Here is a 26,898-nt window from a genome sequence, read left to right on the forward strand (position 1 = left end):
AACCGCGCCGGCGACGGACGACCCCGTGATCTCCGGCGAACTCCCGGCCCACGGCCGCCGGTCACGGTCCTGCGGACCCGGCACGCCTTCCGCTCCGGTGCCGCGCCCCGAGGGGCGGGCGGGCGCTCGTTCTGGCGCGAACTGTAACCCTCACACTCCCTCGATGTGACAGCGATGTGACGGGTCCATGAAACGGTTTGCCGAACATGCGTAGGGTGCAGACAACTCATCAGAAGGAGCGGGCCGGAAACCGGGCGGTTCGCGGACCGACGAGACGAGGGAGGGAGCCGGAGCGATGGGCGACCACAAAGAACAACCGCTTCGCGTGGGCGCGGCCGTGCGCCGAAGGCGCCGGGCGCTGCGACTCACCCTCGCCGTCGTGGCCGAACGCAGTGGCCTGTCGGTTCCCTTCCTCAGCCAGGTGGAGAACGAGCGGGCGCGGCCCAGCAGAAGCTCCCTGGAGAGAGTCGCCGGAGCCCTCGACACCTCCGCCGCCGAACTGCTCGCCGCGGCCGACCCGGCGTGCAGCGTCGACGTCGTGCGCGCCGACGCGGGCGCCGAGTTCACTCCCGAGGCCCACGTGCGCCCCCTGGTGCGCGGTCACCACCAGCTGCACGCCACCGAGTTCACCGGCGACCACGACGAGGGACGCGAACTCCAGCACCGCAACGACAAGTTGATGTACGTGTGCGACGGCGCGGTCGAGGTCGAGGCCGAGGGCCGCGCGCATCGCCTGGGACGCGGCGACACGCTCTATCTGACGGGCGGGGTCCGGCACCGGTGGCGCGCCACCGTGCCGGACACCCGTGTCATCGTCGTGGAGGTCGCCGACCACATCGACGCGGTGGAGGACCGGCACCGCTTCGGCAGGCGCTGACCGGTGGCGCCGGACACGACGGGCGACGACCCGACGGCGGGGGAGAGGCGGCCTAAGGGCCCGCGCGTGGTGTCGCTCGTGCCCTCGCTCACCGAGGCCGTCGCGGTGACCCTGCCCGGCGCCCTCGTGGCCGCCACCGACTGGTGCACCCACCCCGCGGGCCTCGACGTGCGACGCGTCGGCGGCACCAAGAACCCCGACGTCGACGCCGTCCTGCGGCTCGCGCCCGACCTCGTCCTCGCCAACGAGGAGGAGAACCGCGAGCCCGACCTGACCGCCCTGCGCCAGGCCGGAGTCGAGGTCCTGGTCACCGAGGTACGGGACGTGCCCGGCGCCCTGCGCGAACTCGACCGGGTGCTCCGGGCCTGCGGTGCGCGCGGCCGCCCCCGGTGGCTGGACGAGGCCGAGGCCGCGTGGGCCGGGCCGCCCGCGCCGGAACGCCGCCGCAGCGCGGTCGTGCCCGTCTGGCGGCGGCCCTGGATGGTGCTCGGCCGCGACACGTTCGCCGGTGACGTGCTCGCGCGGCTCGGCGTCGACAACCTCTACGCCGGCCACGCGGACCGCTACCCGCGCATCCCGCTCGCCGAACTGACCGCCGCGTCCCCCGACCTGGCCGTCCTGCCCGACGAGCCGTACCGCTTCACCCCCGACGACGGCCCCGAGTCCTTCCCGGACATCCCCTGCGCCCTGGTCGACGGCCGGATGCTGACCTGGTACGGGCCCTCGATGGCCGAGGCACCGGGAAGGCTCAGCGCGGCGCTGCGAGCAGCCGGCCGCTGATCAGGCCCCGGGCGGTGCCGACGGCGGCCACCGACCAGGCCGCCACCAGCAGGGCGTAGAGCGCGACCGCGAGGATGTCGAAAGCGGCCAGCCCGGTGTGGCGGGCCAGGCTCTCCGCACCGGTCGCGCAGGTGCCGAGCGGGAAGGTGAACGCCCACCAGGTCATCGCGAAACCCATGCCCCGGCGGCGGGCCCGGACGACGAGGGCGACAGCCAGCGCGAGCCACAGCAGGGCGAACCCCATGACGGGGACTCCGTAGAGGACGGCGAAGAAGGCGAAACCGTGGACGTACGGGGCGGACAGCGCGCCCGGAGCGACGTCGGCGAACTTGCCGGCCGCCGTCGTCGACTGGCCCAGCGGACCGAGCACCAGGAACAGCGTCGGGGTCAGCACGAGCGGCGGCGGACCCGAGGTGACGAGCCGCGCGAACACCATCGGCAGCATCACCAGGACGGCCAGCAGGCTCAGCCCGAACAGCGCGACGCAGCCGAGGAGCAGCGTCTCCCGGGGCTGGCCGGCCGGCAGATGCGGCACCAGCAGCGGACCGAGGGCGGCCGACACCATCGGGGCGACGAGCGGCAACAGCCACACCGGGGACGCCTGCCCCGGCTCGATCCGGTGGTGGACGACCATGAGGTACGGGACGGCCACCGCGGCGGCGAGTCCGAGCGCGGTCCCGGCCGTGAACAGGACGGTGTCGACGGCGACCGCGGCCCCCGTTCCGATCCAGTCCGCGCCGACCACCAGGGTCCCGCCGCCGACGGCGAGCAGCGCCATCGCGAGACACCCGTAGAACGGGGCGGTCGCCGGGTCCAGGAGATGGGCGCGGGCCTGGTCGGGGTGGTACCTCCAGTGCGCGGCCCGGGCGACGAGCAGGGTCACCAGCATCATGAGCGACAGCGCCCACACCACGGCGCAGGCCGTACGCAGTCCCGGCACGTGGACCGGCAGTCCCGCGCCCGCCGTCGCCACGATCGCCGTGCCCATCACCGACGCGTACCAGTTCGGGCCGAGATGACGGACCGCGGCGACGGCCCGGTCCCGTGTCGTGCGCGGGGACCGCGCGACACGGACGGCGGCCGCCGGGTCGGCGGAGAAGGGCTGGGCTGCGGTGACCATGACTCCACGGTCGCGCGTGCCCGGGCTCCCCACCAGGGAGCTTGCACCTATGAGGACATAAGCTGAGTTTATGAGTAGCAGTGCTGAGGAACGGACCGGACCCGGGATCGCCCACCGGGTCCCCGATCTGGGCGCGCTGGAACTGCTGCTCGCGGTGGCGCGGCTCGGGAGCCTCGGACGTGCCGCGCGCGAGCTGGGGATCACGCAGCCGGCCGCGAGCAGCCGGATCCGCTCCATGGAACGTCAGCTCGGCGTGGCGCTCGTGGACCGCTCACCGCGCGGTTCCCGGCTCACCCACGAGGGGGCCCTCGTCACGGACTGGGCGCGCCGGGTGGTCGACGCGGCCGAGGCGTTCGACGCCGGGGCGCAGGCCCTGCGGGACCGGCGGGACTCGCGGCTGCGGGTGGCCGCGAGCATGACGATCGCCGAGTACCTGCTGCCCGGCTGGCTGATCGCGCTGCGCGCGCAGCGGCCCGACACGGCGGTCTCGTTGCGGGCCGGGAACTCGGCCGCCGTCGCCGAGCGGCTCCTCGCCGGGGAGGCGGACCTCGGATTCGTCGAGGGCCTCTCCGTGCCGACCGGGCTCGACGCCACGGTCATCGCCCGCGACCGGCTGATCGTGGTCACGGCACCCGGGCATCCCTGGGCGCGCCGCCGGGCTCCGCTCGCCGCGGCCGAGCTGGCGGACACGCCGCTGATCCTCCGTGAGGAGGGGTCGGGGACGCGGCAGGTGCTCGACGCCGCGCTCGGGGGGCTCGCGCGTCCCCTCATCGAGCTGTCGTCGACCACCGCGGTGAAGGCGGCGGCCGTGAGCGGGGCGGGGCCCGCCGTGCTGAGTGAACTCGCCCTCGGGGAGGAGCTGTCGGGGCGGCGCCTCGTGAGCATTCCGCTCGCGGATGTCCGGCTGGCGCGCGACCTCCGGGCCGTCTGGCCCACCGGCCACCGCCCCACGGGCCCGGCCCGCGACCTGCTGTCCCTGACCCGGGGCGCGTAGGGCGTCTTTCGCCCCCGCCGCCCCTACCCGTCCCGTACCCGGGGGCGCTGCCCCCGGACCCCCGCTCCTCAAACGCCGGAGGGGCTGTCTCAGCCCGTCGGGGCGGAGGGGGCGAGGAACGTCCTTGGCCGACGTCCGGTCAGCCCGCCGCCGCGACCAGCCCCCGCATCACCCGCAGGTCCTCGCCCATCTCCGGATGCCACTGGACCCCCAGGACCCAACCCCGGCCGGGGAGTTCGATCGCCTCCACGGTGCCGTCCGCGGCGTACGCGGAGATCACCAGGTCCTCCCCGAGGCGGTCCACCGCCTGGTGGTGGTGGGTCGGGACCTCGCAGGGTTCCGGTACGAGCCCGCCGTACAGCGTCCCCGCCACGGGCGTCACCTCGTGGTACCCGAAGACGCCGGGTTCCTTCACGTGCCCGTCGAGGTGCTGGACGAGTGTGCCGCCGAGGGCGACGTTCAGGAGCTGCTGGCCCCGGCAGATGCCCAGAAGCGGTGTGCCCGACTCCAACGCGGCCCGGATCAGGGCGAGTTCCCAGGCGTCCCGCTCATGGGCGGGCGGGCCCGTCCGCGGGGAGCGCTCGGCGCCGTAGCGGGCGGGGTCGATGTCGGCGCCGCCCGCCACGACCAGCCCGTCGAGCCGGGCGACCGCCTCGGCGGCCAGCGCGGGATCGTCCGGCGGCAGCATCGCGGCGAGCCCGCCCGCCCCCTGGACGAGCCGCGGATAGCCGGCCGGAAGCAGCGCCGCCTCCAGGTGCCACACGCCCCAGCGCGCCCCGGTCTCCAGATACGTACTCACACCGATCAGCGGCCTGCCCACGCGGTTCTCCCTCGGATCCGGGTCACCACGACGCCCGCGGAGCCGACCGGAGCCGGCCGAGGTCGACGGAAGCCGAGGCGACGGACGTCAATGGAACGGTCTCATACCTTTTGCTGGCGGTGGAGGGAAACCCGCGGGTCCCTCGCGTCCCGGCGCGCTCACGTCAGGAACCCGCGCAGCAGCGCCGCCGTGCCCGCGCAGTGTTCGCGCATCATCTCCCGCGCCCCGTCCGCGTCCCCGTCGAGAACCGCCTCCACGAGGGCGGTGTGCTGGCGCTGGGAGTGCTCCAGGTTGCGGACGAGGAGCGGGATGCAGTCCAGGAGGTCGTTCACGGAGGCGCGCACGGCCGCGTAGCGGGCGGCGAGGGAGGGGGAGCCGCTCAGCTCGGCCAGCGTGAGGTGCAGCAGGGTGTCCGCGCGCCGGTAGTCGGCGAGCGGCGCGTCGGCGGTCCGGGCGAGCGCGGCGCGCAGCCGGTCCGCCTGCCCGATGCCGAGGCTGTGCGCCGCGCACAGACCGGCCGCTCCCACCTCCAGCACCTCGCGGAAGCGCAGGACGTCCTCGACGTCGACCGAGGCGACCCGGCGGCGCAGCTCGTGCTCGTCCGGAGCGTCCGCGCGCGCCAGCACGAACGTTCCGCCGTACCGCCCGCGCCGCGACTCCACCAGGCCCTGGTCCTGGAGCACCTTCAGGACCTCGCGCAGTGTGACCCGGCTGATCCCGAGCCGCTCCGCCAGCTCCCGCTCGGCGGGCAGCCGTTCACCGCCCGGCACCAGGCCCAGCCGCACGATCTGGAGGATCTGCTCCAGCGCCTCCTCGAAACCGTTGCCTGCCCGCACCGGCCGCAGCACCGGCGTCAGCCGGTCCTCCGGCCCACGGCCGGCTTCCGCCCCTGTCATCCGGTCGCGCCCCCTTCCCAAGCAATGGTTCTCGGCAATACCTTATGGCTCTCGGCTGACCCAAGGAGGATTTTCCGGTGGCAGACCGCACACCCCCGCTCGCCGTCGAGGAACTGCGTGCCCTCGTGGCGGCCGGTGAGATCGACACCGTCGTCCTGGCCTTCCCCGACATGCAGGGCCGGCTCCAGGGCAAGCGGTTCGCCGCACCCTTCTTCCTCGACGAGGTCCTGGAACACGGCACGGAGGGCTGCAACTACCTCCTCGCCGTCGACACCGACATGAACACCGTCGACGGCTACGCCATGTCGTCCTGGGACCGGGGCTACGGCGACTTCGCCATGCACCCCGACCTCGGCACCCTGCGACGCGTCCCCTGGAACGAGGGCACGGCCCTGCTCATCGCCGACCTCGCCTGGAACGACGGCTCCCCGGTGGTCGCCGCACCCCGGCAGATCCTGCGCCGCCAGCTCGACCGCCTCGCCGACCTCGGCTACACCGCCCAGGTCGGCACCGAGCTGGAGTTCATCGTCTTCAAGGACACCTACGAACACGCCTGGGACACCGGCTACCGCGGACTCACCCCGGCCAACCAGTACAACATCGACTACTCCGTCCTCGGCACCGGCCGCATCGAGCCGCTGCTGCGCCGCATCCGCAACGAGATGCAGGCCGCCGGGCTCACCGTCGAGTCCGCCAAGGGCGAGTGCAACCCGGGCCAGCACGAGATCGCCTTCAAGTACGACGAGGCCCTCGTCACCTGCGACCAGCACGCCGTCTACAAGACGGGCGCCAAGGAGATCGCCAGCCAGGAAGGCGTCTCGCTCACCTTCATGGCGAAGTACAACGAGCGCGAGGGCAACTCCTGCCACATCCACCTCTCGCTCGCCGACGCCGACGGCACCAACGTGATGGCCGGCTCCGCCCAGGACCCCGGCGGCATGTCCGAGGTCATGCGCCACTTCCTCGCCGGACAACTGGCCGCGCTGCGCGACTTCTCCCTGCTGTACGCGCCCAACATCAACTCGTACAAGCGCTTCCAGCCCGGCTCCTTCGCGCCGACCGCCGTCGCCTGGGGCTACGACAACCGCACCTGCTCCCTGCGCGTGGTCGGCCACGGCCGGTCGATGCGCTTCGAGAACCGGCTGCCCGGCGGCGACGTCAACCCGCACCTCGCCGTCGCCGGACTCGTCGCGGCCGGCCTGTACGGGATCGAGCACAAGCTGGAGCTGCCCGAGGCCTGCGCCGGCAACGCCTACACCTCGGAGTACGACCACGTCCCCACCACCCTGCGCGAGGCCGCCGAGCTCTGGGAGAAGAGCCCCATCGCCCGCGCCGCCTTCGGTGACGAGGTGGTCGCGCACTACCGCAACATGGCGCGCGTCGAACTGGAAGCCTTCGACGCCGCGGTGACCGACTGGGAGCTGCGCCGCTCCTTCGAACGCATGTGAGGACCGCCGTGCCGTACCCGTACACCTCGCCCCCGTACGACCACGAGCTCCAGGTGCTGAACCCGGCCACCGAGGAGGTCCTCGCCACCGTCCCGGCCGCCTCCGTCCAGGACGTCGACGCCGCCGTCGCGCGTGCCGCGACGGCACAGACCCGCTGGGCCGCCCTCGCACCGGGCGACCGCGCCCGGTTGCTGCGCCGCTTCGCCGCCGTCGTCGACACACACGTCGAGGAACTGGCCCGCCTGGAGGTCCGCGAGGCCGGCCACACCCTCGGCAACGCCCGCTGGGAGGCGGGCAACGTCCGCGACCTGCTCGACTACGCGGCAGGCGGTGTCGAGCGGCTGACCGGACGGCAGATCCCGGTCGCCGGCGGACTCGACATCACCCTCCTCGAACCGCTCGGCGTCGTAGCGGTCATCGCACCCTGGAACTTCCCGCTGCCGATCGCCGCCTGGGGCACCGCACCCGCGCTCGCCGCCGGCAACGCCGTCATCCTGAAGCCCGCCGAGACCACCCCGCTCACCGCGCTGCGCCTCGCCGAACTCGCCCTGGAGGCAGGCCTGCCCGAGCACCTCCTCCAGGTGCTGCCGGGCGCCGGACCGGTGGCGGGCGACGCGCTCGTCGAACACCCCGGCGTCGCGAAGATCGTCTTCACCGGATCGACGACGGTGGGCAAACAGGTCCTCGCCAAGGGGTCCGCCCTCCTCAAGCGCGTCACCCTCGAACTCGGCGGCAAGAGCCCCAACATCGTCTTCGCGGACGCCGACATCGAGGCCGCGGCCGCGGCCACCCCCATGTCCTTCCTCGACAACTCCGGCCAGGACTGCTGCGCCCGCACCCGCATTCTCGTGCAGCGCTCCGTCCACGACCGCTTCCTCGAACTCCTCGCGCCCGCCGTCGAGTCCGTCGTCGTCGGCGACCCGTCCGACGAGCGGACCCAGATGGGCCCGCTGATCTCCCAGGTCCAGCTGGAGCGCGTCCGGTCCTACGTCGACGCCGACGCGCCCGGCATCCGCGGCAAGGCCCCCGCGGGACCCGGATTCTGGTTCGCGCCGACCGTCCTCACCGGAGTCGACGCCCACGCGCGCGTGGCCGTCGAGGAGGTCTTCGGACCCGTCGCCGTGGTGCTGCCCTTCGAGGACGAGGCCGACGCCGTGCGGCTCGCCAACGCCACCGACTACGGCCTGTCCGGCTCGATCTGGACCCGCGACGTCGGCCGCGCCCTGCGCGTCTCCCAGGCCGTGCGGGCCGGCAACCTGTCCGTCAACTCGCACTCCAGCGTCCGCTACTGCACCCCCTTCGGAGGGTTCAAGCAGTCGGGGATCGGCCGCGAACTCGGCCCGGACGCCCTCACCGCCTTCACCGAAACCAAGAACGTCTTCATCAGCACGGAGGGCCCCGCACTGTGACCGAAGCGACCGAAGCAAACATCTGCCGCCGGCTGGTCGGCCGTACCGCCGTCATCACCGGCGCCGGTAGCGGCATCGGCCTCGCCACCGCCCGCCGGCTCGCCTCCGAGGGCGCCCGGGTGGTCTGCGGCGACATCGACGAGCGCGGCGGCAAGGCGGTGGCCGAGCAGGTCGGCGGGACCTTCGTCCAGGTCGACGTCACCGACCCCGAGCAGGTCGAGACGCTGTTCAGGACGGCGTACGACACCTACGGCTCGGTCGACATCGCCTTCAACAACGCGGGCATCTCGCCGCCCGACGACGACTCCATCCTGGACACCGGGCTGGAGGCCTGGAAGCGCGTCCAGGACGTCAACCTCACCTCCGTCTACCTGTGCTGCAAGGCCGCCATCCCCTACATGCGCCGCCAGGGCCGGGGCTCCATCGTCAACACGGCGTCCTTCGTGGCCCGGATGGGCGCGGCGACCTCGCAGATCTCGTACACGGCCTCCAAGGGCGGCGTCCTCGCCATGTCCCGCGAACTGGGCGTCCAGTTCGCCCGGGAGGGCATCCGGGTCAACGCGCTGTGCCCCGGCCCGGTCAACACCCCGCTCCTCCAGGAACTGTTCGCCAAGGACCCCGAGCGGGCCGCGCGCCGCCTGGTGCACATCCCGGTCGGACGGTTCGCCGAGGCGGGCGAGATCGCGGCGGCGGTCGCCTTCCTCGCCAGCGACGACTCCTCCTTCGTGAACGCCACCGACTTCCTGGTGGACGGAGGCATCTCGGGCGCGTACGTCACGCCTCTGTAAGCCCTCGCCGGGTACCGTCCACTGGTCATGCGACACCGACAGAACCGACGAAACCCGCACATCCTCGCGTGGACCCTGGCCGCGGCCGCCCTTCTGGCGGCCGCGCCGCCCACCGCGGCTCCCGCACCCTCGAACTGCCCCCGGCTGTCCGGTGGCTGGTACGGCGACAACCGGGCGCACCTTCAGGAGGTCATCGACGCCCGCGGCACCTGCGCGGGCGGCACGGGCCACGGACGGCACCCGGTCGCGGCGTTCGACTGGGACAACACGATCACCAAGAACGACGTCACCGACGCCACGATCTCCTGGGCCCTGCGGCACGACAAGATCCTGCGCCCGGCACGCTGGAAGGCCACCAGTGCCTGGCTCACCGACGCCGCCGACCAGGCGCTCACCACGGCGTGCGGCACCGCCGTCCCCGTCGGCGCACCCCTGCCGACCGCCACGAACCCCCGCTGTACGGACGAGATCTTCGAGATCCGCGACACCGGCCGCACCATGAGCGGCGCCGCCGCGTTCGCCGGCACGTGGAACCACCGGCGCACCGTCCCGCAGTACGCCTGGGTGCCCCAGCTGTTCGCCGGACACACCGTCCCCGAACTGTCCTCGTACGCCCGGCAGGCCCGCGCCGAGGCCCTCGCCGCGCCCGTCGGCTCGACCCGCGTGCTCGGCACCCACACGATCCCGGCCTACGTCCGCTACTACACCCAGCAGCGCGACCTGATCCGCACCCTCCACCGCGCCGGATTCGACGTGTACATCGTCTCGGCGGGCTCCGAGCCTGTCACCGAGGTCTGGTCGCGCGGAGTCGGCATCGACGCCGCCCACACCATCGCGATCCGCTCCGTCCTCGACCGGCGCGGCCGGATCACCACACTCAACCAGGGCTGCGGCGGCGTCCCCGCGAACCGCGGCGCGGTCATCCCGTACATCGACGGCAAGCGCTGCTGGATCAACCAGGAGATCTACGGCGTGCGCGGCGCGGCGGCCTGGCAACGGCAGGACGCCCGCCACAGGACCGCGATCGCGGGCGGCGACGCCGACACCGACGTCACCTTCGTCGGCGACGCCACCGGCGCGCACCTCGTCGTCAACCGCAACAAGAACGAACTCATGTGCCGGGCGTACGACGACGCCGACGGCCGCTGGGTGATCAACCCGATGTTCATCGAGCCGCTGCCCCGCAAGCAGGGCCTCTACCCGTGCTCCACGAGCGCCCGCACCGCCCCCGACGGCACCCTCGGCCCCCTCCGCAGGCCGGACGGCTCGATCGTGCCGGACCTCGCCGACACCGTGTACTGAGGTTCGGGGCACGTTTTAGAGTGCCGGGATGAGCATGACGCCCCCTCCCGGCTGGTACCGCGATCCCTCGTACCCGCTCGTCGAGCGCTGGTGGGACGGGGCCGCCTGGACCGACCACCGGCGTACGCCCGAGACCGTCCAGCAGCCTCTCCCGGCACCGCCGGAGGCCCGCCCGACCGGGGGTGCCTCCGGCCGCGCCAAGGCCGTCGCGCTCGGCGCCGCCGCCGTGGTCCTCGTCGCCGCCATCGTCACCGGTGCCGTCCTGCTGCGCCTCGACCACGGCGACGGGGACACCGCCGCGCAGACCACCCCGGCGGTCGCGTCCCCCGACGGCGCCGACGGACCGTCGCCCACACCGTCCGGACCCTCGCCCTCGGCCGGCGATCCGTCCGTCGTCGTGGACCAGCTCAACGGCATCACCCTGCCCTTGCGGGCCGGCTGGACCAGGCCGAAGTACATCGCCGACCACGACGTCGTGATGACCACCCCGGGCACCTACGACTGTCCGGGCGACCCCGGCCTGTGCCGGCACGGCCAGGTCAGCTCACGGACGGCCACGGCCACCGACGTGACCTCCCCGAAAGCCCTCGCCGAGGACGACATCAAGGACGCGATGGACAGCGTGTACGACCGCGACGCGCTCGGCAGCAGACCTTTCCGGGGCGTCACCTCGCACACCCTGGTCAAGGCCGGCTCGGTCGCCGTCGCCGGACGCGCCGGGTACTTCGTGCGCTGGAAGGTCAAGACCCGTGAGGGCCCCGGGGGTTACGTCGAGTCGCTGGCCTTCCCGTCCAGCGTCGGCACCCAGGCCCTGGTCATCGTCCGGTTCGCCTTCGACGCGGGCGCGGACGGGCCGCCGCTGTCCGACATGGACCGGATCACCAAGGGGATCCGGTCCGTCGGCGGCACGGACGCGGGCGGCGGGGTGGGCAGCAGCATCGGCCCGTCGAACTGAACGGGCGGCTCAGAGGAACGTGTGCCCCTCGCCGCGGTACGTCGGCACGGTCGCCGTCACCGCATCGCCCTCGACCAAGTGCAACGCGTCGAACCGCTCGCACAGTTCACCCGCCTTGGCATGGCGGAACCACACCTTGTCGCCGATGAGCAGATCGTCCGCCGGGGATCCCAGCAGCGGGGTCTGCACCTCGCCCGGGCCCTCCTGCGGGTCGTACGCCAGCCCCTCCGGAAGATAGGGGACCGGCAGCCGGTCGGGGCCGGCCGCACCGGACGCCGGATAGCCGCCGCCCAGCACCGTCACGATCCCCACGCCCGGCCGCCGCACGACGGGCTGCGCGAACAGGGCCGCCGGACGGCCGCTGAACGAGGTGTAGTTGTCGAAGAGCCGCGGCACATAGAGCCCCGACCCCGCGGCGATCTCGGTCACCGCGTCCTCGGCGGCCGTGTGCTGGACGCTGCCGGTGCCCCCGCCGTTGACGAACTCGAGGTCGGGCTCGACGGCACGCACCGCGCGGACCACCTCCGCGCGCCGCTGGATCAGCTCCTTGCGGGCGGTGGCCTGCATCAGCCGCACGGCCCGCGAGCGCAGCGGCCGCCCCGCCACGGAGTCGCCGACGCCCGCGATGTGCCCCTCGTAGGCCATGATCCCCACGAGCTTGAAGCCGGGCGCGCGCTTGATCGCCCGGGCCAGGTCCGCGACCTGGGCGGGGGAGTGCAGCGGCGAGCGCAGCGCCCCGACCCTGACCCGGCCCCCGAACAGCTTCAGCGCGGTGTCCAACTCCAGGCAGACCCGCACCACTTCGGTGCCGCCCTGGCGCGCGTCGTCGATGAGCCGCAGCTGCGCCGGGTCGTCGACCATGACGGTCACCGCGGCGGCGAGCTTGGGGTCGGAGGTCAGCTCTGCGTAGCCCTTGCGGTCGGCCGAGGGGTAGGCGAGCAGGACGTCGTCGAAACCCGACCTGGCCAGCCACAGCGACTCGGCGAGCGTGAAGGACATGATCCCGGCGAAGCCGTCCCGGTCCAGGACGCGTTCCAGGAGGGCGCGGCAGCGCACGGACTTGCTGGCGACACGGATCGGCTTGCCGCCGGCCCGGCGGACGAGATCGTCCGCGTTCGCGTCGAAGGCCTCCAGGTCCACGATCGCGACGGGGGCGTCGAGGTGAGCGGTGGCCCGGTCGTAGCGGGCCCTGTCGGCGGCACGGGCAGTCATGCACGCAGCCTGCCAGACTCGATTACCGCAGGGTAGGGGGACGTTCCGGGCAGATGCCGCGGGGCTTCGGACTGGTTCCCTCCGGACGCGCGTCAACCCGTAGAGTGACGCGGACGCAGGGAGGGACGACCTTGCCCCGACGGGCCCTGCCCGGGGTGACGGTCCACCGGTACGGGTATGCGTGCTCGTGGCGGTCCCCTTCCGCGCAGGTACGGCCCGGGTGGACTCCGCGAGGGCCGGCAAGCCCGGTACGAGGAAACGGGGGGTGCATGAGCACGGAAGCGCGTCGCGCCGCCCCTCCGCCGCGTCCCTCCGGCCCACCGCCGTCCGGACACCGGCCGACCGCGCACCCGGACGGCAGCCCGGAGCCCACGGACACTCCGGCACCCGCCGAGACGCCGGCGCCCCCGCGGTCCTCGCCGCCTCCGCCGTACCCACCCCCCTCGACGACACCCGCCGCGCCCTCCTACGCGCCGCCGTCGCCGCCCTCCGCGCCTCCGCGCACGCGCCCCCCGGGATCCGCCGCGTCCGGGCAGACCCCGACCTCGTTCGCGCCGCCTGCGGCGACCCCGCCGGTCCCCCCGCGTCCGGCGGCCCCGCCGACCCCGGCGGCCTCGGGGGACGGGACGCCACCGCCGATGCCGGCCGGTCCTCCGCCCGTCCCGGGCGCCCGTCGTCCGGAGGCACCGCCCGCTCCGACGTCCGCTCCCGGTCCGTCGGCCCCGCCGCGTCCGGAACGGCCTCCGGCGGGCGGCGAAGCCTGGGAGTCCGAGAGCGGCTCGCCGTCGGCCGGAACCACCGCGTCCGGACGCGGCTACGCGCCTCCCATCGAGGGGGAGTCGTGGTCCGACGAACCCCCGCCGCGGCCGGCGCAGGAACGGTCCCCCGTACATCCCTCCTCACGCGACCGGGACGCCGCGTCCCGAACGCCCGCCACCCCGCAACAGGGCACCGAGCCCCGCCCTCCGTCCGCCCCGGAACAGGGCGCGGCATCCCGCTACCCGTCCGCGCCGGACGGGAGCCCCGCACCCCGGGGCTTCTCCTCGGCCCGGCAGGACACCGACCCGGGCAACCGGTCGGCGGCCGGCGAGGGCGTGGCCTCCCGCAGCGCCTCGGCCCCCGGCCAGGGCGCGGCGTCGAGGAACCCGTCCTCTCCCGGTCGGGGCGCGGCATCCCGGTACCCGTCCACGCCGGACGGGATCACGGAACCCAAGGGCTCCTCCTTGTCGCGACCGGACGCCGACTCCGGGAACCGGTCGGCTCCGGGTCAGGGTGCGGCCTCCCGCAACGCGTCGGCCCCCGGCCGGGGCGCCGTATCCGGGGACACCTCCCCGACCGGCCGGAGCGCGCCCCCGCACCCCTCCTCACCCGGTCAGGGCGCCGCGTCCCGGTCGCGCCAGGCCGCGCCGTCCTCCGGAGCGGGGGCTCCGCCCCGGCCCGAAGGCCCGCCCCGGGGTACGGATCCGTCCGTGCCGCCGCAGTCCGAGGCGCCCACGGCGGAACGGGCCGCTTCGGAACACCAACAGGAGCGGTACGGGCGGGAGTTCGGTGCCTCGGGCGCCGCGCCCTCCGCGTCCGGCCAGGAGCCCCCGCGCTTCCCCCGGCTGCGTCCGGGCGCGATGACCCCGCCGCCGCCCGCCGCCACCGCACGCTTCCCGGACACGCCCCCCGCCACCGAGGACTCCCCGCTCGGCGACCGGGTGCCCCACCCGGCCCCGCCGTCGCGCCCTGGACGGCCGGGGCGTTCCGCCGTTCCCGGTGAGCGGCCGACGGAGACGACCCGACGGCTGCGGCCCATCCGTACGGAGGATCCCTCCACGCCCGCCGCCGCGGACCCGTTCCCGCCGCGGCCGACGACCCCGGCCCCGCCCGCCGGAGCCCCGGGTGCCGAGCGGCCCTTCGTGTCGTTCGCCGAGCCCGAGACCTCCGGGGACACCCCCGCACCGGCCCGTCCGTTCTTCGGGCGGCCACGAACCCGTACCGCCGCCGCGGCGGCCTGCGTCGTCCTCGGCCTCGGCCTCATCGGCGGTGCCGTGACGGGGAGTTGGCTCACCGGCGACGACGCGGACGCCCCCGGTTCCCGCGGCGCCTTCGCCGCGGCCGGGGAACTCTGGCACAGCGTGCCCGTGGACCGGCTCTTCCCGCCGAGCGTGCGCGGTGACGGAGCGGGCCCCGGCGGCTCCGACCGCACCTGGACACGGATCGCCGTCGCCCCGGACACCGGCTGCGCGAACGCCTTCGACCCGCTGCTGCGCAAGGCCCTCGCCCCCGTCGGCTGCCTGCGGCTGCTGCGCGCCACCTACGTGGACGCGACCCTGAGCCACGTCACCACCGTCGGCCTGCTGTTCACCAAGGGGGACGCGGCGGCGATGACCGCGCTCAAGGCCCGTTTCGGCAAAGAGGACTTGGACCGGCGCACCGACCTGATGCCGCGCACCTACCCGGCCAAGGGCACCCCGGCGGCGGACTTCGGCGACGCCCAGCGCGCGTCCTGGACCGAGTCGGTCCTCACGGACGCCCCGGTCGTCGTGTTCGCCGTCTCCGGGTTCGCCGACGGGCGTACGGTCACCGCGCCGCAGCCCGCCGCCGACGCCATGAAGCCCGGGGCGACGACCACCCCGGCCCAGGCCGGACTCGGCCACGAGGCACAGGGCCTCGCCGACCGGGTGGAGCGGAGCCTCCGCAAGACCGTCACCCCGGCCACGGAGAAGCCGTCATGAGCCGCGAGCCCGCTCCCGTCCCCGCGGTCACCGCACCCGCGCGGTCCGCCGCGGGCCGCGCCCGGCGTCTCCGCGCCGCCCCGGCCACCCGCGGCTCCCGGCTCTCCCGCCGGTCCGCCGCGCTCAGCGCCCTGCTCGCCGTCTCCCTCGCCCTGGTGCCCACGGCCGCCGCCCACGCCGACGGCATACGGGCCCAGCAGTGGGGCCTCGACGCGATGCACACGCAGCAGGCGTGGCGGACGACCAAGGGCAAGGGCATCACCGTCGCCGTCCTCGACACCGGCGTCGACGCCCGGCACCCCGACCTCACGGGCAACGTGCTCACCGGCAAGGACATGGTCGGTTTCGGCGCGAGCCGGGGCGACCGGGCCTGGGCCCGGCACGGCACCGCCATGGCGGGCATCATCGCCGGTCACGGCCACGGGGCCGGCGACGCCGACGGAGTCATGGGCATCGCGCCCGAGGCCAGGATCCTGCCCGTCCGCGTCATCCTCGAAGACGCCGACCCCGCCCGCTCCAAGGCCCGCACCACCCGGGGCAACGCCCTCGCCGAGGGCATCCGCTGGGCCACCGACCAGGGCGCGGACGTCATCAACCTCTCCCTCGGCGACGACTCCAAGTCCGCGCACCCCGAGCCCGCCGAGGACGCGGCCGTCCAGTACGCGCTGAAGAAGGGCGTCGCCGTCGTGGCCTCCGCCGGGAACGGCGGAGAGAAGGGCGACCACATCTCCTACCCGGCCGCGTACCCGGGCGTGATCGCCGCGACCGCCGTCGACCGTTACGGAACGCGCGCCTCGTTCTCCACCCGCCGCTGGTACGCCACCGTCAGCGCCCCGGGCGTCGACGTCGTCATCGCCGACCCGGACGACCGGTACTACGAAGGCTGGGGAACGAGCGCCGCGTCCGCGTTCGTCTCCGGCGCGGTCGCGCTGATCCGGGCCGCCCACCCGGGCCTCGCCCCCGCGCAGATCAAGCAGCTCCTGGAGGACACCGCGCGCAACGTGCCCTCGGGAGGCCGCGACGACGCGCGCGGCTTCGGCTTCATCGACCCGGCCGCGGCCATCGAGGCCGGCGGCCGGATCAAGCCCGAGGGCCTCGCCTCGGCCGCGTACGGCCGGAAGTACTTCGGCCCCGGACCCGAGAGCCCGGACGACGACGCCGGATCGGCCGACTGGGCCGGCCCGCTCGCGGGTGCCCTCGGCGTGAGCCTGCTGGCGGCGGCCGTCGTCCTGTGGCGCGGACGCAGGGGCGCGCCCCTGTTCGGCCGGCGCTAGACCAGGTCCCCTGTCGGCGACCGGTGCCCGGTCCGACGCGCTGCCGGCCCCTCACTTCTCCCCGGCGTCACGGAACGCGGCGACCGCGGCCTCGGACGCCGCCTCCACCAGTGAAATCCCCCGAGCCTGCGTGGAGTTGCCGTCCGACAGCGCAGCCACCAGGTAGTCGTGGCCGTCGACGGTCACGCGGCCGATGCTGTTGATGTCCCACAGCCCGGTCGCCGTCCGCGGCAGCCACCCGTTCTTCAGCGCCCACCGCCCGCCGTCCGCCGCGGCCGACACGCCCCACCGCTGGCCGGTCGCTATCTTCCCCATGAGCCCCTGGAGATAGGTGCGGGAGGCCGCGCCGAGTTCCGATTCGTCCCCGAACACCTGCTGCAACAGGGTCAGTTGATCGCCCGCCGTGGTCCGGGTCAGTCCCCACAGCTCACCGTCGCCGCCCTTCGTGCCCGTGAGGCCGAAGCGCTTGTTCGCGGCGTCGAGGCCGTCCGCCCGGCCGATCGCCGCCCACAACGCGGTCGCCGAGGCGTTGTCGCTGTTCTCGATCATCGTGGTGGCGTACGCCTTCTCCTGGGCGGTGAGCTTCCGGTCCGCGTCCTGCGCCCGCAGCAGCAGCGCGGCCAGGATGTCCACCTTGACGATGCTCGCGGTGTCGAAGGTGCCGTCGCCGTACGCGGCGCTCTCACCGGAGTCGACGTCCAGGACGGCGACCGACACCTTCGCGCCGGCCGCCGGCGTCACCGACCTCATCGCCTTCGCGAGCAGCGCGTCCCGGTCCACCGACGGCTCCACCACGGGTTCCACCGATGCCTCCTCAGCGGCCGAAGGCGACGCCGAGGGGAGTGCCGACGCCGACGACGCCGACGATACGAGGCTCTTGCCGTCGTGCGCATGCGCCTGGACGTAGACGGTCCCGGCTCCCGTGACGCCGACGAGCACGGCGGAGGCCACCACGGTGTAGAGAATCGACGTGCGCCGGACGGGCCGGGCGCGGCGCCCGCGGGATCTGTGACGGTCCATGCCGCGATGCTGGACGGCCCGACTGTGCCCCCGGTTAGACGCGTGTTAGAGCTGTGTCAGCGAAGACTGAGAAACCCGTGAATCCCTCACCGCCGGGTTTCGGGGCCCGCACAAGCGCAACAGCATCCCCCCGATAGGGTCAGGGACCGTGGCGAACAAGAACATTCCCGACTCCGGCTTCCCCGACGACGACGGCTCCGCCGATCCCCGGCTGAGTGCGGCGCTCGCCGCCTGGTCGGCGGACCGTTCCGCCGTTCCGCCGGTCCTGGAGGCCCTCAAGGACGCCCGGCTGCTCGTGCCGGTCGTGGCGGTCCTCGGCGAGGTCGAGGAGGACGAGAACGGGCTGCGCCACGAGAAAACGAGCGACATGGCGGTGCCCACCCTCAAGGCGGGGGACCGCACGGCGCTGCCCGCCTTCACCTCCACGGACTCGCTGGCCCGCTGGGACCCCGCGGCCCGCCCCGTCGCCGTACCCCTGCGCCAGGTGCTGGAGGCCGCCGCGCACGAGAAGGCGGACACGGTCGTGCTGGACCTCGCCGGTCCCGTCGCCTTCCAGCTGACCGGCTCCGCCCTGCTGGCGCTGGCCGAGGGGCGGACGACCGCCGAACCGCTGGCCGATCCCGCCGTCGTCGAGGCGGTACGGGCCGCGGTGGCCGCCGAGCCCCTGGTGGTCCGGGCCCATCTCGGTCCGGGGCAGGCCGACGGCACCCTGGCCCTCGTGCTCGACCCGGCGGCAGCCCCCGCAGAGGCCGCCCGCGCGGTCGCCGAGCGGCTCGCGGCCGACGAGACACTGCGGGCCCGCCTGGTCCGCGGCCTCGACCTGGCACTCCTGCCGGCCGAGGCGACACCACCGGGCGAGCCCCTGTACGTGCGCCGCTGAGCGGGACGGTTCAGCCGTAGACCGGACCCGTGTACTTCTCGCCCGGGCCCTGGCCCGGCTCGTCCGGGACGAGGGAGGCCTCGCGGAAGGCGAGCTGGAGCGACTTCAGGCCGTCGCGCAGCGGCGCCGCGTGGAAGGAGCTGATCTCGGTGGTGCTCGCGTCGAGGAGGCCGGCGAGCGCGGTGACGAGCTTGCGGGCCTCGTCCAGGTCCTTGTGCTCGTCACCCTCCTCGGTGAGACCGAGCTTCACCGCGGCGGCGCTCATCAGGTTGACGGCGACCGTCACGATGACCTCGACCGCGGGGACCTCGGCGATGTCGCGGGTCATGGTGTCGAAGTCGGGGTTCTGGGGAGGGGTGTCACTCATGCCCCACACGATAGGCCCCGGCGCGCACGCCCCCGCCCGCGGGAGCGTTCCCCCTGGTGGGGGACGGTCCCGGGGCCGTCGGTTAGCGCGTACCCGGCGAAACTGCTAACCTTGTGTAACGACCGGCCGGACACGTATGTGCTCGGCCCACAAGTGGAGGCTCCGATCTCCCACCTGACCGTCCCCCGGGACGGCGGGTCACCCGGTCAGGCGGCCGCCACCGTTCCGTACGGACGGTGGAGTCGCCCGAATGTGCGCCCCGCGGTTGACCGCGGCGGTGTTCCGGTAATCCATGGAGCCCCGCCTGTGTCCCGTCAGGGGCATTTTTCATGCCCCGCAGCGGTTGGTCCCAGTGTCAGCAGAGACATACGCGGCTGTCCGCCAGACCGCCGTGTGGTGCTACCTAGGAGGATCCATCAGCGCCGAGCCCCGCATCAACGACCGGATTCGCGTTCCCGAAGTGCGACTTGTCGGTCCCAGCGGCGAGCAGGTCGGGATTGTTCCGCTTGCCAAGGCCCTTGAGCTTGCTCAGGAGTACGACCTCGACCTGGTCGAGGTGGCGGCGAGTGCTCGCCCGCCCGTCTGCAAGCTCATGGACTACGGCAAGTTCAAGTATGAATCGGCCATGAAGGCCCGCGAGGCGCGCAAGAACCAGGCGCACACGGTCATCAAGGAGATGAAGCTCCGGCCGAAGATCGACCCGCACGACTATGACACCAAGAAGGGTCACGTCGTCCGGTTCCTCAAGCAGGGCGACAAGGTCAAGATCACGATCATGTTCCGTGGTCGCGAGCAGTCCAGGCCGGAGCTCGGCTACCGACTGCTCCAGCGTCTCGCTTCGGACGTCGAGGACCTCGGGTTCATCGAGTCGAACCCGAAGCAGGACGGCCGAAACATGATCATGGTTCTCGGCCCGCACAAGAAGAAGACCGAGGCGATGGCCGAGGCCCGTGAGGCCCAGGCCGCTCGCAAGGCGGAAGCGAAGGCCAACCCCGGTCGCTCGCAGAACGCCGCCGACGGTGACCTGGCCGAAGGTGAGATCGCCGAGGGCGAGATCACCGAGGGTGAGACCACCGAGGCCGAGTCCGCCGAGGCTCCGGCCGAGGCGTCCGCCGAGGCGTGATCCCAGGGCTCACGCCCCGGGATGTCAATCGATACATATGACGTTCCACCGTGCCCGGTCCCGCGACCGGGCACCGGAACGCCACTGACGAGGAGAGAACGGCGCTATGCCGAAGAACAAGTCGCACAGCGGTGCCAGCAAGCGCTTCAAGATCACCGGCTCCGGCAAGGTGCTCCGCGAGCGTGCCGGCAAGCGCCACCTGCTCGAGCACAAGTCGTCGCGCCTGACGCGCCGCCTCACCGGCAACGCCGAGATGGCCCCGGGCGACGCCAAGAAGATCAAGAAGCTTCTCGGCAAGTGACGTACCGGCGCCCAAGCGCCGCACGTCAGGACCGGGACCCCATCGATTTCGGGCCGTGTGACTCCCACCACGGCCCCGCTACAAGGAGTTAAAAAGTGGCACGCGTCAAGCGGGCAGTCAACGCCCACAAGAAGCGCCGGGCAATCCTCGAGGCGGCCTCCGGCTACCGCGGTCAGCGTTCGCGCCTGTACCGCAAGGCCAAGGAGCAGGTCACCCACTCGCTGGTCTACAACTACAACGACCGCAAGAAGCGCAAGGGCGACTTCCGTCGGCTGTGGATCCAGCGCATCAACGCTGCGGCCCGCCAGAACGGCATGACGTACAACCGCCTCATCCAGGGTCTGAACGCCGCCAACATCGAGGTGGACCGCAAGATCCTCGCGGAGCTGGCCGTCAACGACGCCAACGCGTTCGCCGCGCTCGTCGAGGTCGCGCAGAAGGCCCTGCCGTCGGACGTCAACGCGCCGAAGGCCGCCTGACACCGACGCCGGCCCTCGCCGGATGTCACCGGACCCGCAGGTTTTCGCCTGCGGGTCCGTCGTGTTCCGTGCGGCAGAAACTCCCCCTGCAACGTGAAGGTGACCCCATGCCCCCCGCCGCCCCCGAGCTGATCTCCCCGCGCTCGCCGCGCGTCGCCGCCGCCCGTCGGCTCGCCAGGCGGAACTTCCGGGGCAAGGAGCGGCTCTTCCTCGCCGAGGGGCCGCAGGCCGTACGGGAGGCCGCCGCGCACCGCGTCGACGGCGAGGCCACCCTCGTCGAACTGTTCGCCACCGTCGAGGCGGCCGAGCGGTACGCCGACATCGTCGGCGACGCCCGCGCCGCGGGCGCCCGCGTGCACCTCGCCGAGGAGGAGGTCATCGCGGACATCTCCACCACCGTCACCCCACAGGGCGTCGTCGGGATCTGCCGCTTCCTCGACACCCCCTTCGAGGACGTCCTCAAGGCCCGGCCCCGCCTCGTCGCCGTCCTCGCGCACGTCCGCGACCCCGGGAACGCCGGCACCGTGCTGCGCTGCGCCGACGCCGCCGGCGCCGAGGCCGTCGTCCTCACCGACGCCTCCGTCGACCTCTACAACCCCAAGGCCGTCCGCGCCTCCGTCGGGTCCCTGTTCCACCTGCCCGTCGCCGTCGGCGTCCCCGTCGAGCAGGCCGTCGCGGGCCTCAAGGACGCGGGCGTCCGGATCGTCGCCGCCGACGGAGCGGGCGAGGACGACCTCGACGACGAGCTCGACAAGGGGACCATGGGCGGACCCACCGCCTGGGTGTTCGGCAACGAGGCCTGGGGACTCCCGGAGGAGACCCGGGCGCTGGCCGACGCCGTCGTGCGCGTCCCGATCCACGGAAAGGCCGAGAGTCTGAACCTCGCCACCGCCGCGGCCGTATGTCTCTACGCGTCGGCCCGTGCACAGCGTGCCTCCACAGGGTGCCGCTCCGTCACCGACAGCTAGTAGGGTGACGGGCTCGGGGGCCCTCTGCGCCAGACGAGAGGTGGGGTACGGGGATGAGTGTCGGCACGGGCGGTGCGCACAGCGCGCTGCGAGCACGCGACGTGCGCGGCACCTCCGCGTCCCGGCCGGATGAAGGCACCGACCCGCAGGCCGGCACCGGTGTCGACTCCGACGACCTGCCCGACGGACTCGTCGTCGCCGACGAGCACGGCCGGGTCATCTGCTTCAACGCCGCCGCCGCGCGGATCACCGCCGTCCCCGCCGACCGGGCCCTCGGCCGCCGTCTGGAGACGGCACTGCCGCTGGAGGACCTGGAGGGCCGCCGCTGGTGGCAGCTCACCGACCCCTACGGCGGACTCGCCATCCGCAACGGCCAGCCCGAGCGCAACCTGCTGCTTCCCGGCGGCCGTGAGGTCCTGGTCGCCGCCCGCTACGTACGGACCCGGCCCACCGGACCCGTCCGCCGCGTCGTCGTCTCCCTGCGCGACACCGAGGCCCGCCGCCGCACCGAGCGCAGCCACGCCGAGCTGATCGCCACGGTCGCCCACGAACTGCGCTCGCCGCTGACCTCCGTCAAGGGCTTCACCGCGACCCTGCTCGCCAAGTGGGAACGCTTCACGGACGACCAGAAGAAGCTGATGCTGGAGACCGTCGACGCCGACGCCGACCGCGTCACCCGGCTCATCGCCGAACTCCTCGACATCTCCCGCATCGACTCCGGCCGCCTGGAGGTCCGCCGCCAGCCCGTCGACATGGGCGCGGCCGTCGGACGCCACATCCAGGCCTACGTCGCCTCCGGCCAGCCCGCCGACCGTTTCCTGCTGCGCATCGAGCAGCCGCTGCCCGCCCTGTGGGCCGACCCCGACAAGGTCGACCAGGTGCTGAGCAACCTGATCGAAAATGCGGTGCGGCACGGCGAGGGAACCGTCACCATTGACGTGGCACCCTCGGTCTCCCCGCGCGAGCGGGCGGACGAGGAGGGCCCGGCGAGTGCCGTCACGTCGGTCACCGTGAGCGACGAGGGCACCGGAATCCCGGAGGAGTCCATGAACCGCGTCTTCACCCGCTTCTGGCGGGGCAGCAAGCGCGGCGGCACAGGCCTCGGGCTGTACATCGTCAAGGGCATCGTCGAAGCCCACGGCGGCACGATCACGGTCGGCCGCGCCCCCGGCGGAGGCGCCGAGTTCCGATTTACGTTGCCCGTGGGCACCCCGGCGTATCTCCTCTGACGCCGCGACGCACCCCACGGGCTCATCCGCACGGGAGCACCGCGAGGCTGCCCAGTCCTGGGCAGGCCCCCACCCCCGTTAGACTCGGCCTTTGGCACCTTTGCGTCCTCTCATCTGCGGACGATTCGTCTCCGAGTCGGTGACGGGGACCCTCAGCCAGCCAACCGGAAGCACGGGAAGAGATGTCGGCACCTAATAAGTCGTACGACCCTGTAGAGGTCGAGGCCTTGAAACCGGAAGAGATCGAGCGCATGCGGGACGAGGCGCTCGCCGCCTTCGCGTCCGCCGGCGACCTCGACGCGCTCCAGGAGGCCAAGGTCGCCCACACCGGCGGCACCTCTCCGCTGGCCCTCGCCAACCGCGAGATCGGCGCACTGCCCCCGCAGGCCAAGGCCGCGGCCGGCAAGCTCGTCGGCCAGGCCCGGGGCGCCGTGAACAAGGCCCTCGGCGCCCGCCAGGCCGAGCTGGAGGCCGAGCGCGACGCGCGCGTACTCGTCGAGGAGGCGGTGGACGTCACACTGCCCTACGACCGCGTACCCGCCGGCGCCCGGCACCCGCTGACCACCATGATGGAGCGCGTCGCCGACGTCTTCGTGTCCATGGGATACGAGATCGCCGAGGGCCCCGAGGTCGAGGCGGAGTGGTTCAACTTCGACGCCCTGAACTTCGGCCCGGACCACCCGGCCCGGCAGATGCAGGACACCTTCTTCGTCCAGGGCCCGAAGGGCGTGGAGGGCGACGAGTCCGGTGTCGTGCTGCGCACCCACACCTCCCCGGTGCAGGCCCGCGCCCTGCTCGACCGGGAGCCGCCCGTCTACGTCGTGTGCCCCGGCCGCGTCTACCGCACGGACGAGCTCGACGCCACGCACACCCCGGTCTTCCACCAGATCGAGCTGCTCGCCGTCGACGAGGGCCTGACCATGGCCGACCTCAAGGGCACCCTCGACCACATGGTCCAGTCGCTCTTCGGCTCGGACATGAAGACCCGGCTGCGCCCGAACTACTTCCCCTTCACCGAGCCGTCCGCCGAGATGGACATGCTCTGCTACGTCTGCAAGGGCGAGTCCGTCGGCAACCCCGACCGCCCCTGCCGGACCTGCTCGTCCGAGGGCTGGATCGAACTGGGCGGCTGCGGCATGGTCAACCCGCGGGTGCTCGTCGCCTGCGGCGTCGACCCGGAGAAGTACAGCGGGTTCGCCTTCGGGTTCGGTATCGAGCGGATGCTGATGTTCCGCCACAACGTCGAAGACATGCGAGACATGGTCGAGGGTGACGTCCGGTTCACCCGGCCGTTCGGGATGGAGATCTGATGCGGGTCCCGCTTTCTTGGCTGCGGGAGTACGTCGACCTGCCGGCGACGGAGACCGGGCGCGACGTCCAGGCCAAGCTCATCTCGGCAGGCCTCGAGGTCGAGACCGTCGAGCCGCTCGGCGCCGACCTCAAGGGCCCCCTGGTCGTCGGCCAGGTGCTCACCATCGAGGAACTGACGGAGTTCAAGAAGCCCATCCGCTTCTGCACCGTCGCCGTCGGCACCGCCAACGGCACCGGTGAGCCCCAGGAGATCGTCTGCGGCGCCCGCAACTTCGCCGTCGGCGACAAGGTCGTCGTGGTCCTGCCCGGCGCCGTCCTGCCCGGCAACTTCGCCATCGCCGCGCGCAAGACGTACGGCAAGACCTCGCACGGCATGATCTGCTCGGGCGACGAACTCGGCATGGGCGACGACGGCAGCGGCGGCATCATCGTGCTGCCGCCCGAGGTCGAGGTCGGCACCGACGCGATCGAGCTGCTCCAGCTCGTCGACGAGGTCCTCGACATCGCCGTGACGCCCGACCGCGGCTACGCCCTGTCGATGCGCGGCGTCGCCCGCGAGACCGCCATCGCGTACGGCCTGCCGCTGCGCGACCCGGCCCTGCTCGACGTACCGGCCCCGAACGCGTTCGGCTACCCGGTGCAGGTCTCGGACCCGATGGGCTGCGACCGCTTCACCGCCCGTACGGTGACCGGCCTCGACCCGGACGCCCACTCCCCGATCTGGCTCCGCCGCCGCCTCCAGAAGGCCGGCATGCGCCCGATCTCGCTGGCCGTCGACATCACCAACTACGTGATGCTGGAGCTCGGTCAGCCGCTGCACGCGTACGACCGCAGCCGCGTCCAGGGCACCATCGGTGTGCGCCGGGCCGAGCAGGGCGAGAAGCTCACCACCCTCGACGGCGTCAAGCGCACGCTGAACGCCGAGGACCTGGTGATCACCGACGACCGCGGTCCCATCGGCCTCGCGGGCGTCATGGGCGGCGCCAACACCGAGATCGACGACACCGAGGGCACCACCACCGAGGTCGTCGTCGAGGCCGCGCACTTCGACGCCATCTCGATCGCCCGCACGGCCCGCCGTCACAAGCTGGCCTCCGAGGCGTCCAAGCGCTTCGAGCGCGGCGTCGACCCGCAGGCCGCCTCCGCGGCGGCCCAGCGGACCGTCGACCTCCTCGTCCTCCTCGCCGGCGGCACCGCCGACGCGGGGGTCACCGAGGTGATCGCCCCGTCCGCGCCGCACAGCATCACCATCCCGGCGAACCACCCGGACAAGGTGGCCGGTGTCGACTACGGCCGCGAGACCGTCGTCCGCCGTCTCCAGCAGGTCGGCTGCGACGTCTACGGCCAGGACGAGCTGATCGTCACCGTGCCGTCCTGGCGTCCCGACCTGACGGACCCGAACGACCTGGCCGAAGAGGTCATCCGGCTCGAGGGCTACGAGAACCTGCCCTCGACGCTGCCCAAGCCTCCGGCCGGCCTCGGCCTCACGGACCGGCAGCGCCTGCACCGCCGTGTCGGCCGCGCCCTCGCCGGCGCCGGATACGTCGAGTCGCCGAACTACCCGTTCATGGGCGAGCAGGTCCTCGACCAGTTCGGCCTGGCGGACGACGACCCGAACCGCAAGGTCGTCAAGCTCGTCAACCCGCTCTCCGACGAGGAGCCCGCGCTCCGCACGACGCTGCTCCCGGGCCTGCTCCAGGCCCTGCGCCGCAACGACGGACGCGGCAGCCACGACCTGGCGCTCTTCGAGACGGGCCTGGTCTTCCACCCGCGGGCGGAACTGCGGATCGCCGGGCGGCTGCCCGTCGACCGCCGTCCCACCGACGAGGAGATCGCGTCCCTGACCGCCGCGCTGCCCGTCCAGCCCCGGCACGCCGCCGTCGTCCTCGCGGGCGCCCGCGAGCAGGCCGGCTGGTGGGGCAAGGGCCGCCCGGCCGACTGGGCCGACGCGATCGAGGCCGCGCGCATCCTGGCCCGCGAGGCGGGGACCGAACTCCTCGTCCGCTCCGGCCAGTACGGTCCGTGGCACCCCGGCCGCTGCGCCGAGCTCTCGGTCGTCGTGGACGGCACGCAGCGGGTCGTCGGACACGCCGGTGAACTCCACCCCCGGGTGCTGAAGGCGCTGGGTCTGCCCGCGCGCACCTGCGCGATGGAACTGGACCTGGACGCGCTGGAGGAGGCGAGTTCAGGCCACCCCAAGGGCCCGAAGATCTCGACCTTCCCGGTCGCCACGCAGGATGTCGCGCTGGTCGTCGACAAGGCCGTACCGCACGCCGACGTCGAGGCGGCGCTGCGCGAGGGCGCGGGTGAACTCCTGGAGTCCATCCGGTTGTTCGACGAGTACGAGAGCGAGCAGCTCGGCGGGGACCGCAAGTCCCTCGCGTACGCGCTGCGCTTCCGTGCCGACGACCGCACGCTCACCGTCGACGAGGCCTCCGCGGCCCGCGACGCCGCGGTGGCCCTCGCCACCGAGCGCACGGGAGCGGTGCTGCGCGGGGCCTGACAGGCCGGCAGGTCGTACCGGGGAGCTGTGTGCCGGACCGCGGATCGTTCCGCGGCCGGGCGCACGGCTCCCCGCCCGCTTTCCAGGGGCTCCGCCCGTCCTCGCCACGAGGCCGGGCAGGG

The 26,898-nt window shown here is 73.3% G+C and carries 25 protein-coding genes; 18 read left to right on the plus strand and 7 right to left on the minus strand.

The features are described from left to right. The first annotated feature begins 295 nt into the window (after positions 1 to 295). Both OG406_RS31695 and OG406_RS31700 read left to right on the plus strand, forming a co-directional pair. A complete protein-coding gene (locus tag OG406_RS31695; RefSeq protein ID WP_081223460.1) occupies positions 296 to 877 on the plus strand; it encodes a helix-turn-helix domain-containing protein in 582 nt (193 codons plus the stop codon). 66 nt (positions 878 to 943) lie between these two features. Beyond that, the gene (locus OG406_RS31700) at positions 944 to 1,657 is read left to right on the plus strand and encodes a helical backbone metal receptor (protein ID WP_327410205.1); all 714 of its coding nucleotides are present in this window, start codon (positions 944 to 946) and stop codon (positions 1,655 to 1,657) included. On the opposite strand, the gene OG406_RS31705 is transcribed toward OG406_RS31700, so the two are convergent. Then, positions 1,626 to 2,777 (minus strand): TDT family transporter, encoded by a 1,152-nt coding sequence (locus tag OG406_RS31705; protein WP_329189037.1) that lies wholly within the window; start codon positions 2,775 to 2,777, stop codon positions 1,626 to 1,628. The two genes, OG406_RS31700 and OG406_RS31705, sit on opposite strands and share 32 nt — an antisense overlap. A gap of 70 nt (positions 2,778 to 2,847) precedes the next feature. On the opposite strand from OG406_RS31705, the gene OG406_RS31710 reads away from it, so the two are divergent. After that, positions 2,848 to 3,771, plus strand: coding sequence for a LysR family transcriptional regulator (locus OG406_RS31710; protein ID WP_266612298.1), 924 nt, complete (start codon positions 2,848 to 2,850; stop codon positions 3,769 to 3,771). Between the two features lie 139 nt (positions 3,772 to 3,910). Here the strand turns inward: OG406_RS31710 and OG406_RS31715 are convergent, their stop codons facing one another. Both OG406_RS31715 and OG406_RS31720 read right to left on the minus strand, forming a co-directional pair. Beyond that, the gene (locus tag OG406_RS31715; protein WP_266854533.1) at positions 3,911 to 4,591 is read right to left on the minus strand and encodes a gamma-glutamyl-gamma-aminobutyrate hydrolase family protein; all 681 of its coding nucleotides are present in this window, start codon (positions 4,589 to 4,591) and stop codon (positions 3,911 to 3,913) included. A gap of 158 nt (positions 4,592 to 4,749) precedes the next feature. Further along, on the minus strand, positions 4,750 to 5,487 hold the full coding sequence (locus OG406_RS31720) for a FadR/GntR family transcriptional regulator (protein ID WP_329189041.1): 738 nt from the start codon (positions 5,485 to 5,487) through the stop codon (positions 4,750 to 4,752). Positions 5,488 to 5,564: 77 nt separating this feature from the next. Between OG406_RS31720 and OG406_RS31725 the strand changes: the two genes are divergently transcribed. Genes OG406_RS31725 through OG406_RS31745 form a run of 5 tightly spaced genes read left to right on the plus strand, consistent with a single transcriptional unit; the run spans position 5,565 to position 11,389 of the window. Then, entirely contained in the window at positions 5,565 to 6,935 is a 1,371-nt protein-coding gene (locus OG406_RS31725; protein WP_164372450.1) for a glutamine synthetase family protein, read from the plus strand. A gap of 8 nt (positions 6,936 to 6,943) precedes the next feature. Continuing rightward, positions 6,944 to 8,344 carry an aldehyde dehydrogenase family protein gene (locus OG406_RS31730; RefSeq protein WP_267050306.1) on the plus strand — a complete coding sequence of 467 codons (1,401 nt, stop codon included), beginning with the start codon at positions 6,944 to 6,946 and terminating at the stop codon, positions 8,342 to 8,344. Next, positions 8,341 to 9,132: a 3-oxoacyl-ACP reductase gene (locus OG406_RS31735; protein ID WP_329189043.1), complete on the plus strand. Its 792-nt coding sequence runs from the start codon at positions 8,341 to 8,343 to the stop codon at positions 9,130 to 9,132. The genes OG406_RS31730 and OG406_RS31735 overlap by 4 nt, the downstream gene beginning before the upstream one ends. A gap of 27 nt (positions 9,133 to 9,159) precedes the next feature. Beyond that, positions 9,160 to 10,434: a haloacid dehalogenase-like hydrolase gene (locus OG406_RS31740; protein WP_327410209.1), complete on the plus strand. Its 1,275-nt coding sequence runs from the start codon at positions 9,160 to 9,162 to the stop codon at positions 10,432 to 10,434. A gap of 28 nt (positions 10,435 to 10,462) precedes the next feature. Next, positions 10,463 to 11,389, plus strand: coding sequence for a DUF2510 domain-containing protein (locus tag OG406_RS31745; protein ID WP_329189046.1), 927 nt, complete (start codon positions 10,463 to 10,465; stop codon positions 11,387 to 11,389). 9 nt (positions 11,390 to 11,398) lie between these two features. On the opposite strand, the gene OG406_RS31750 is transcribed toward OG406_RS31745, so the two are convergent. Both OG406_RS31750 and OG406_RS31755 read right to left on the minus strand, forming a co-directional pair. Further along, positions 11,399 to 12,601, minus strand: coding sequence for an amino acid deaminase/aldolase (locus tag OG406_RS31750; RefSeq protein ID WP_164372448.1), 1,203 nt, complete (start codon positions 12,599 to 12,601; stop codon positions 11,399 to 11,401). A 997-nt stretch (positions 12,602 to 13,598) separates the two neighbouring features. After that, positions 13,599 to 13,814 carry a hypothetical protein gene (locus OG406_RS31755; RefSeq protein ID WP_327410210.1) on the minus strand — a complete coding sequence of 72 codons (216 nt, stop codon included), beginning with the start codon at positions 13,812 to 13,814 and terminating at the stop codon, positions 13,599 to 13,601. A gap of 256 nt (positions 13,815 to 14,070) precedes the next feature. On the opposite strand from OG406_RS31755, the gene OG406_RS31760 reads away from it, so the two are divergent. Together OG406_RS31760 and mycP are read left to right on the plus strand one after the other, a co-directional pair. Further along, positions 14,071 to 15,321: a hypothetical protein gene (locus OG406_RS31760; protein WP_443067120.1), complete on the plus strand. Its 1,251-nt coding sequence runs from the start codon at positions 14,071 to 14,073 to the stop codon at positions 15,319 to 15,321. Continuing rightward, positions 15,318 to 16,595, plus strand: a complete 1,278-nt coding sequence (gene mycP / locus OG406_RS31765) for a type VII secretion-associated serine protease mycosin (RefSeq protein ID WP_329189049.1) — start codon at positions 15,318 to 15,320, stop codon at positions 16,593 to 16,595. The genes OG406_RS31760 and mycP overlap by 4 nt, the downstream gene beginning before the upstream one ends. 51 nt (positions 16,596 to 16,646) lie before the next feature. Here mycP and OG406_RS31770 read toward each other — a convergent pair whose 3' ends face one another. Beyond that, positions 16,647 to 17,615 (minus strand): serine hydrolase, encoded by a 969-nt coding sequence (locus tag OG406_RS31770; protein WP_329189051.1) that lies wholly within the window; start codon positions 17,613 to 17,615, stop codon positions 16,647 to 16,649. Positions 17,616 to 17,763: 148 nt separating this feature from the next. Between OG406_RS31770 and OG406_RS31775 the strand changes: the two genes are divergently transcribed. Continuing rightward, on the plus strand, positions 17,764 to 18,495 hold the full coding sequence (locus OG406_RS31775; protein WP_267050299.1) for an SseB family protein: 732 nt from the start codon (positions 17,764 to 17,766) through the stop codon (positions 18,493 to 18,495). 10 nt (positions 18,496 to 18,505) lie between these two features. On the opposite strand, the gene OG406_RS31780 is transcribed toward OG406_RS31775, so the two are convergent. Next, entirely contained in the window at positions 18,506 to 18,862 is a 357-nt protein-coding gene (locus OG406_RS31780; RefSeq protein WP_164371095.1) for a DUF1844 domain-containing protein, read from the minus strand. Positions 18,863 to 19,253: 391 nt separating this feature from the next. On the opposite strand from OG406_RS31780, the gene infC reads away from it, so the two are divergent. The 7 genes from infC to pheT all read left to right on the plus strand — a co-directional run bounded on the left by infC (position 19,254) and on the right by pheT (position 26,776). Beyond that, a complete protein-coding gene (infC, locus tag OG406_RS31785; RefSeq protein ID WP_329191049.1) occupies positions 19,254 to 19,985 on the plus strand; it encodes a translation initiation factor IF-3 in 732 nt (243 codons plus the stop codon). 106 nt (positions 19,986 to 20,091) lie between these two features. Further along, a complete protein-coding gene (gene rpmI / locus OG406_RS31790) occupies positions 20,092 to 20,286 on the plus strand; it encodes a 50S ribosomal protein L35 (protein ID WP_003947156.1) in 195 nt (64 codons plus the stop codon). A 95-nt stretch (positions 20,287 to 20,381) separates the two neighbouring features. Next, on the plus strand, positions 20,382 to 20,765 hold the full coding sequence (gene rplT, locus OG406_RS31795; protein WP_024494113.1) for a 50S ribosomal protein L20: 384 nt from the start codon (positions 20,382 to 20,384) through the stop codon (positions 20,763 to 20,765). 107 nt (positions 20,766 to 20,872) lie between these two features. Beyond that, entirely contained in the window at positions 20,873 to 21,733 is an 861-nt protein-coding gene (locus OG406_RS31800; RefSeq protein WP_329189055.1) for a TrmH family RNA methyltransferase, read from the plus strand. 53 nt (positions 21,734 to 21,786) lie between these two features. Further along, on the plus strand, positions 21,787 to 22,962 hold the full coding sequence (locus OG406_RS31805; RefSeq protein ID WP_329189057.1) for a sensor histidine kinase: 1,176 nt from the start codon (positions 21,787 to 21,789) through the stop codon (positions 22,960 to 22,962). A gap of 182 nt (positions 22,963 to 23,144) precedes the next feature. Beyond that, a complete protein-coding gene (gene pheS / locus OG406_RS31810; protein WP_164371098.1) occupies positions 23,145 to 24,272 on the plus strand; it encodes a phenylalanine--tRNA ligase subunit alpha in 1,128 nt (375 codons plus the stop codon). Continuing rightward, positions 24,272 to 26,776 (plus strand): phenylalanine--tRNA ligase subunit beta, encoded by a 2,505-nt coding sequence (gene pheT, locus OG406_RS31815; protein WP_164371099.1) that lies wholly within the window; start codon positions 24,272 to 24,274, stop codon positions 26,774 to 26,776. The genes pheS and pheT overlap by 1 nt, the downstream gene beginning before the upstream one ends. Positions 26,777 to 26,898 lie beyond the last annotated feature (122 nt).

The organism is Streptomyces sp. NBC_01428, assembly GCF_036231965.1.
In the GTDB taxonomy this organism is placed as follows: Bacteria; Actinomycetota; Actinomycetes; order Streptomycetales; family Streptomycetaceae; genus Streptomyces.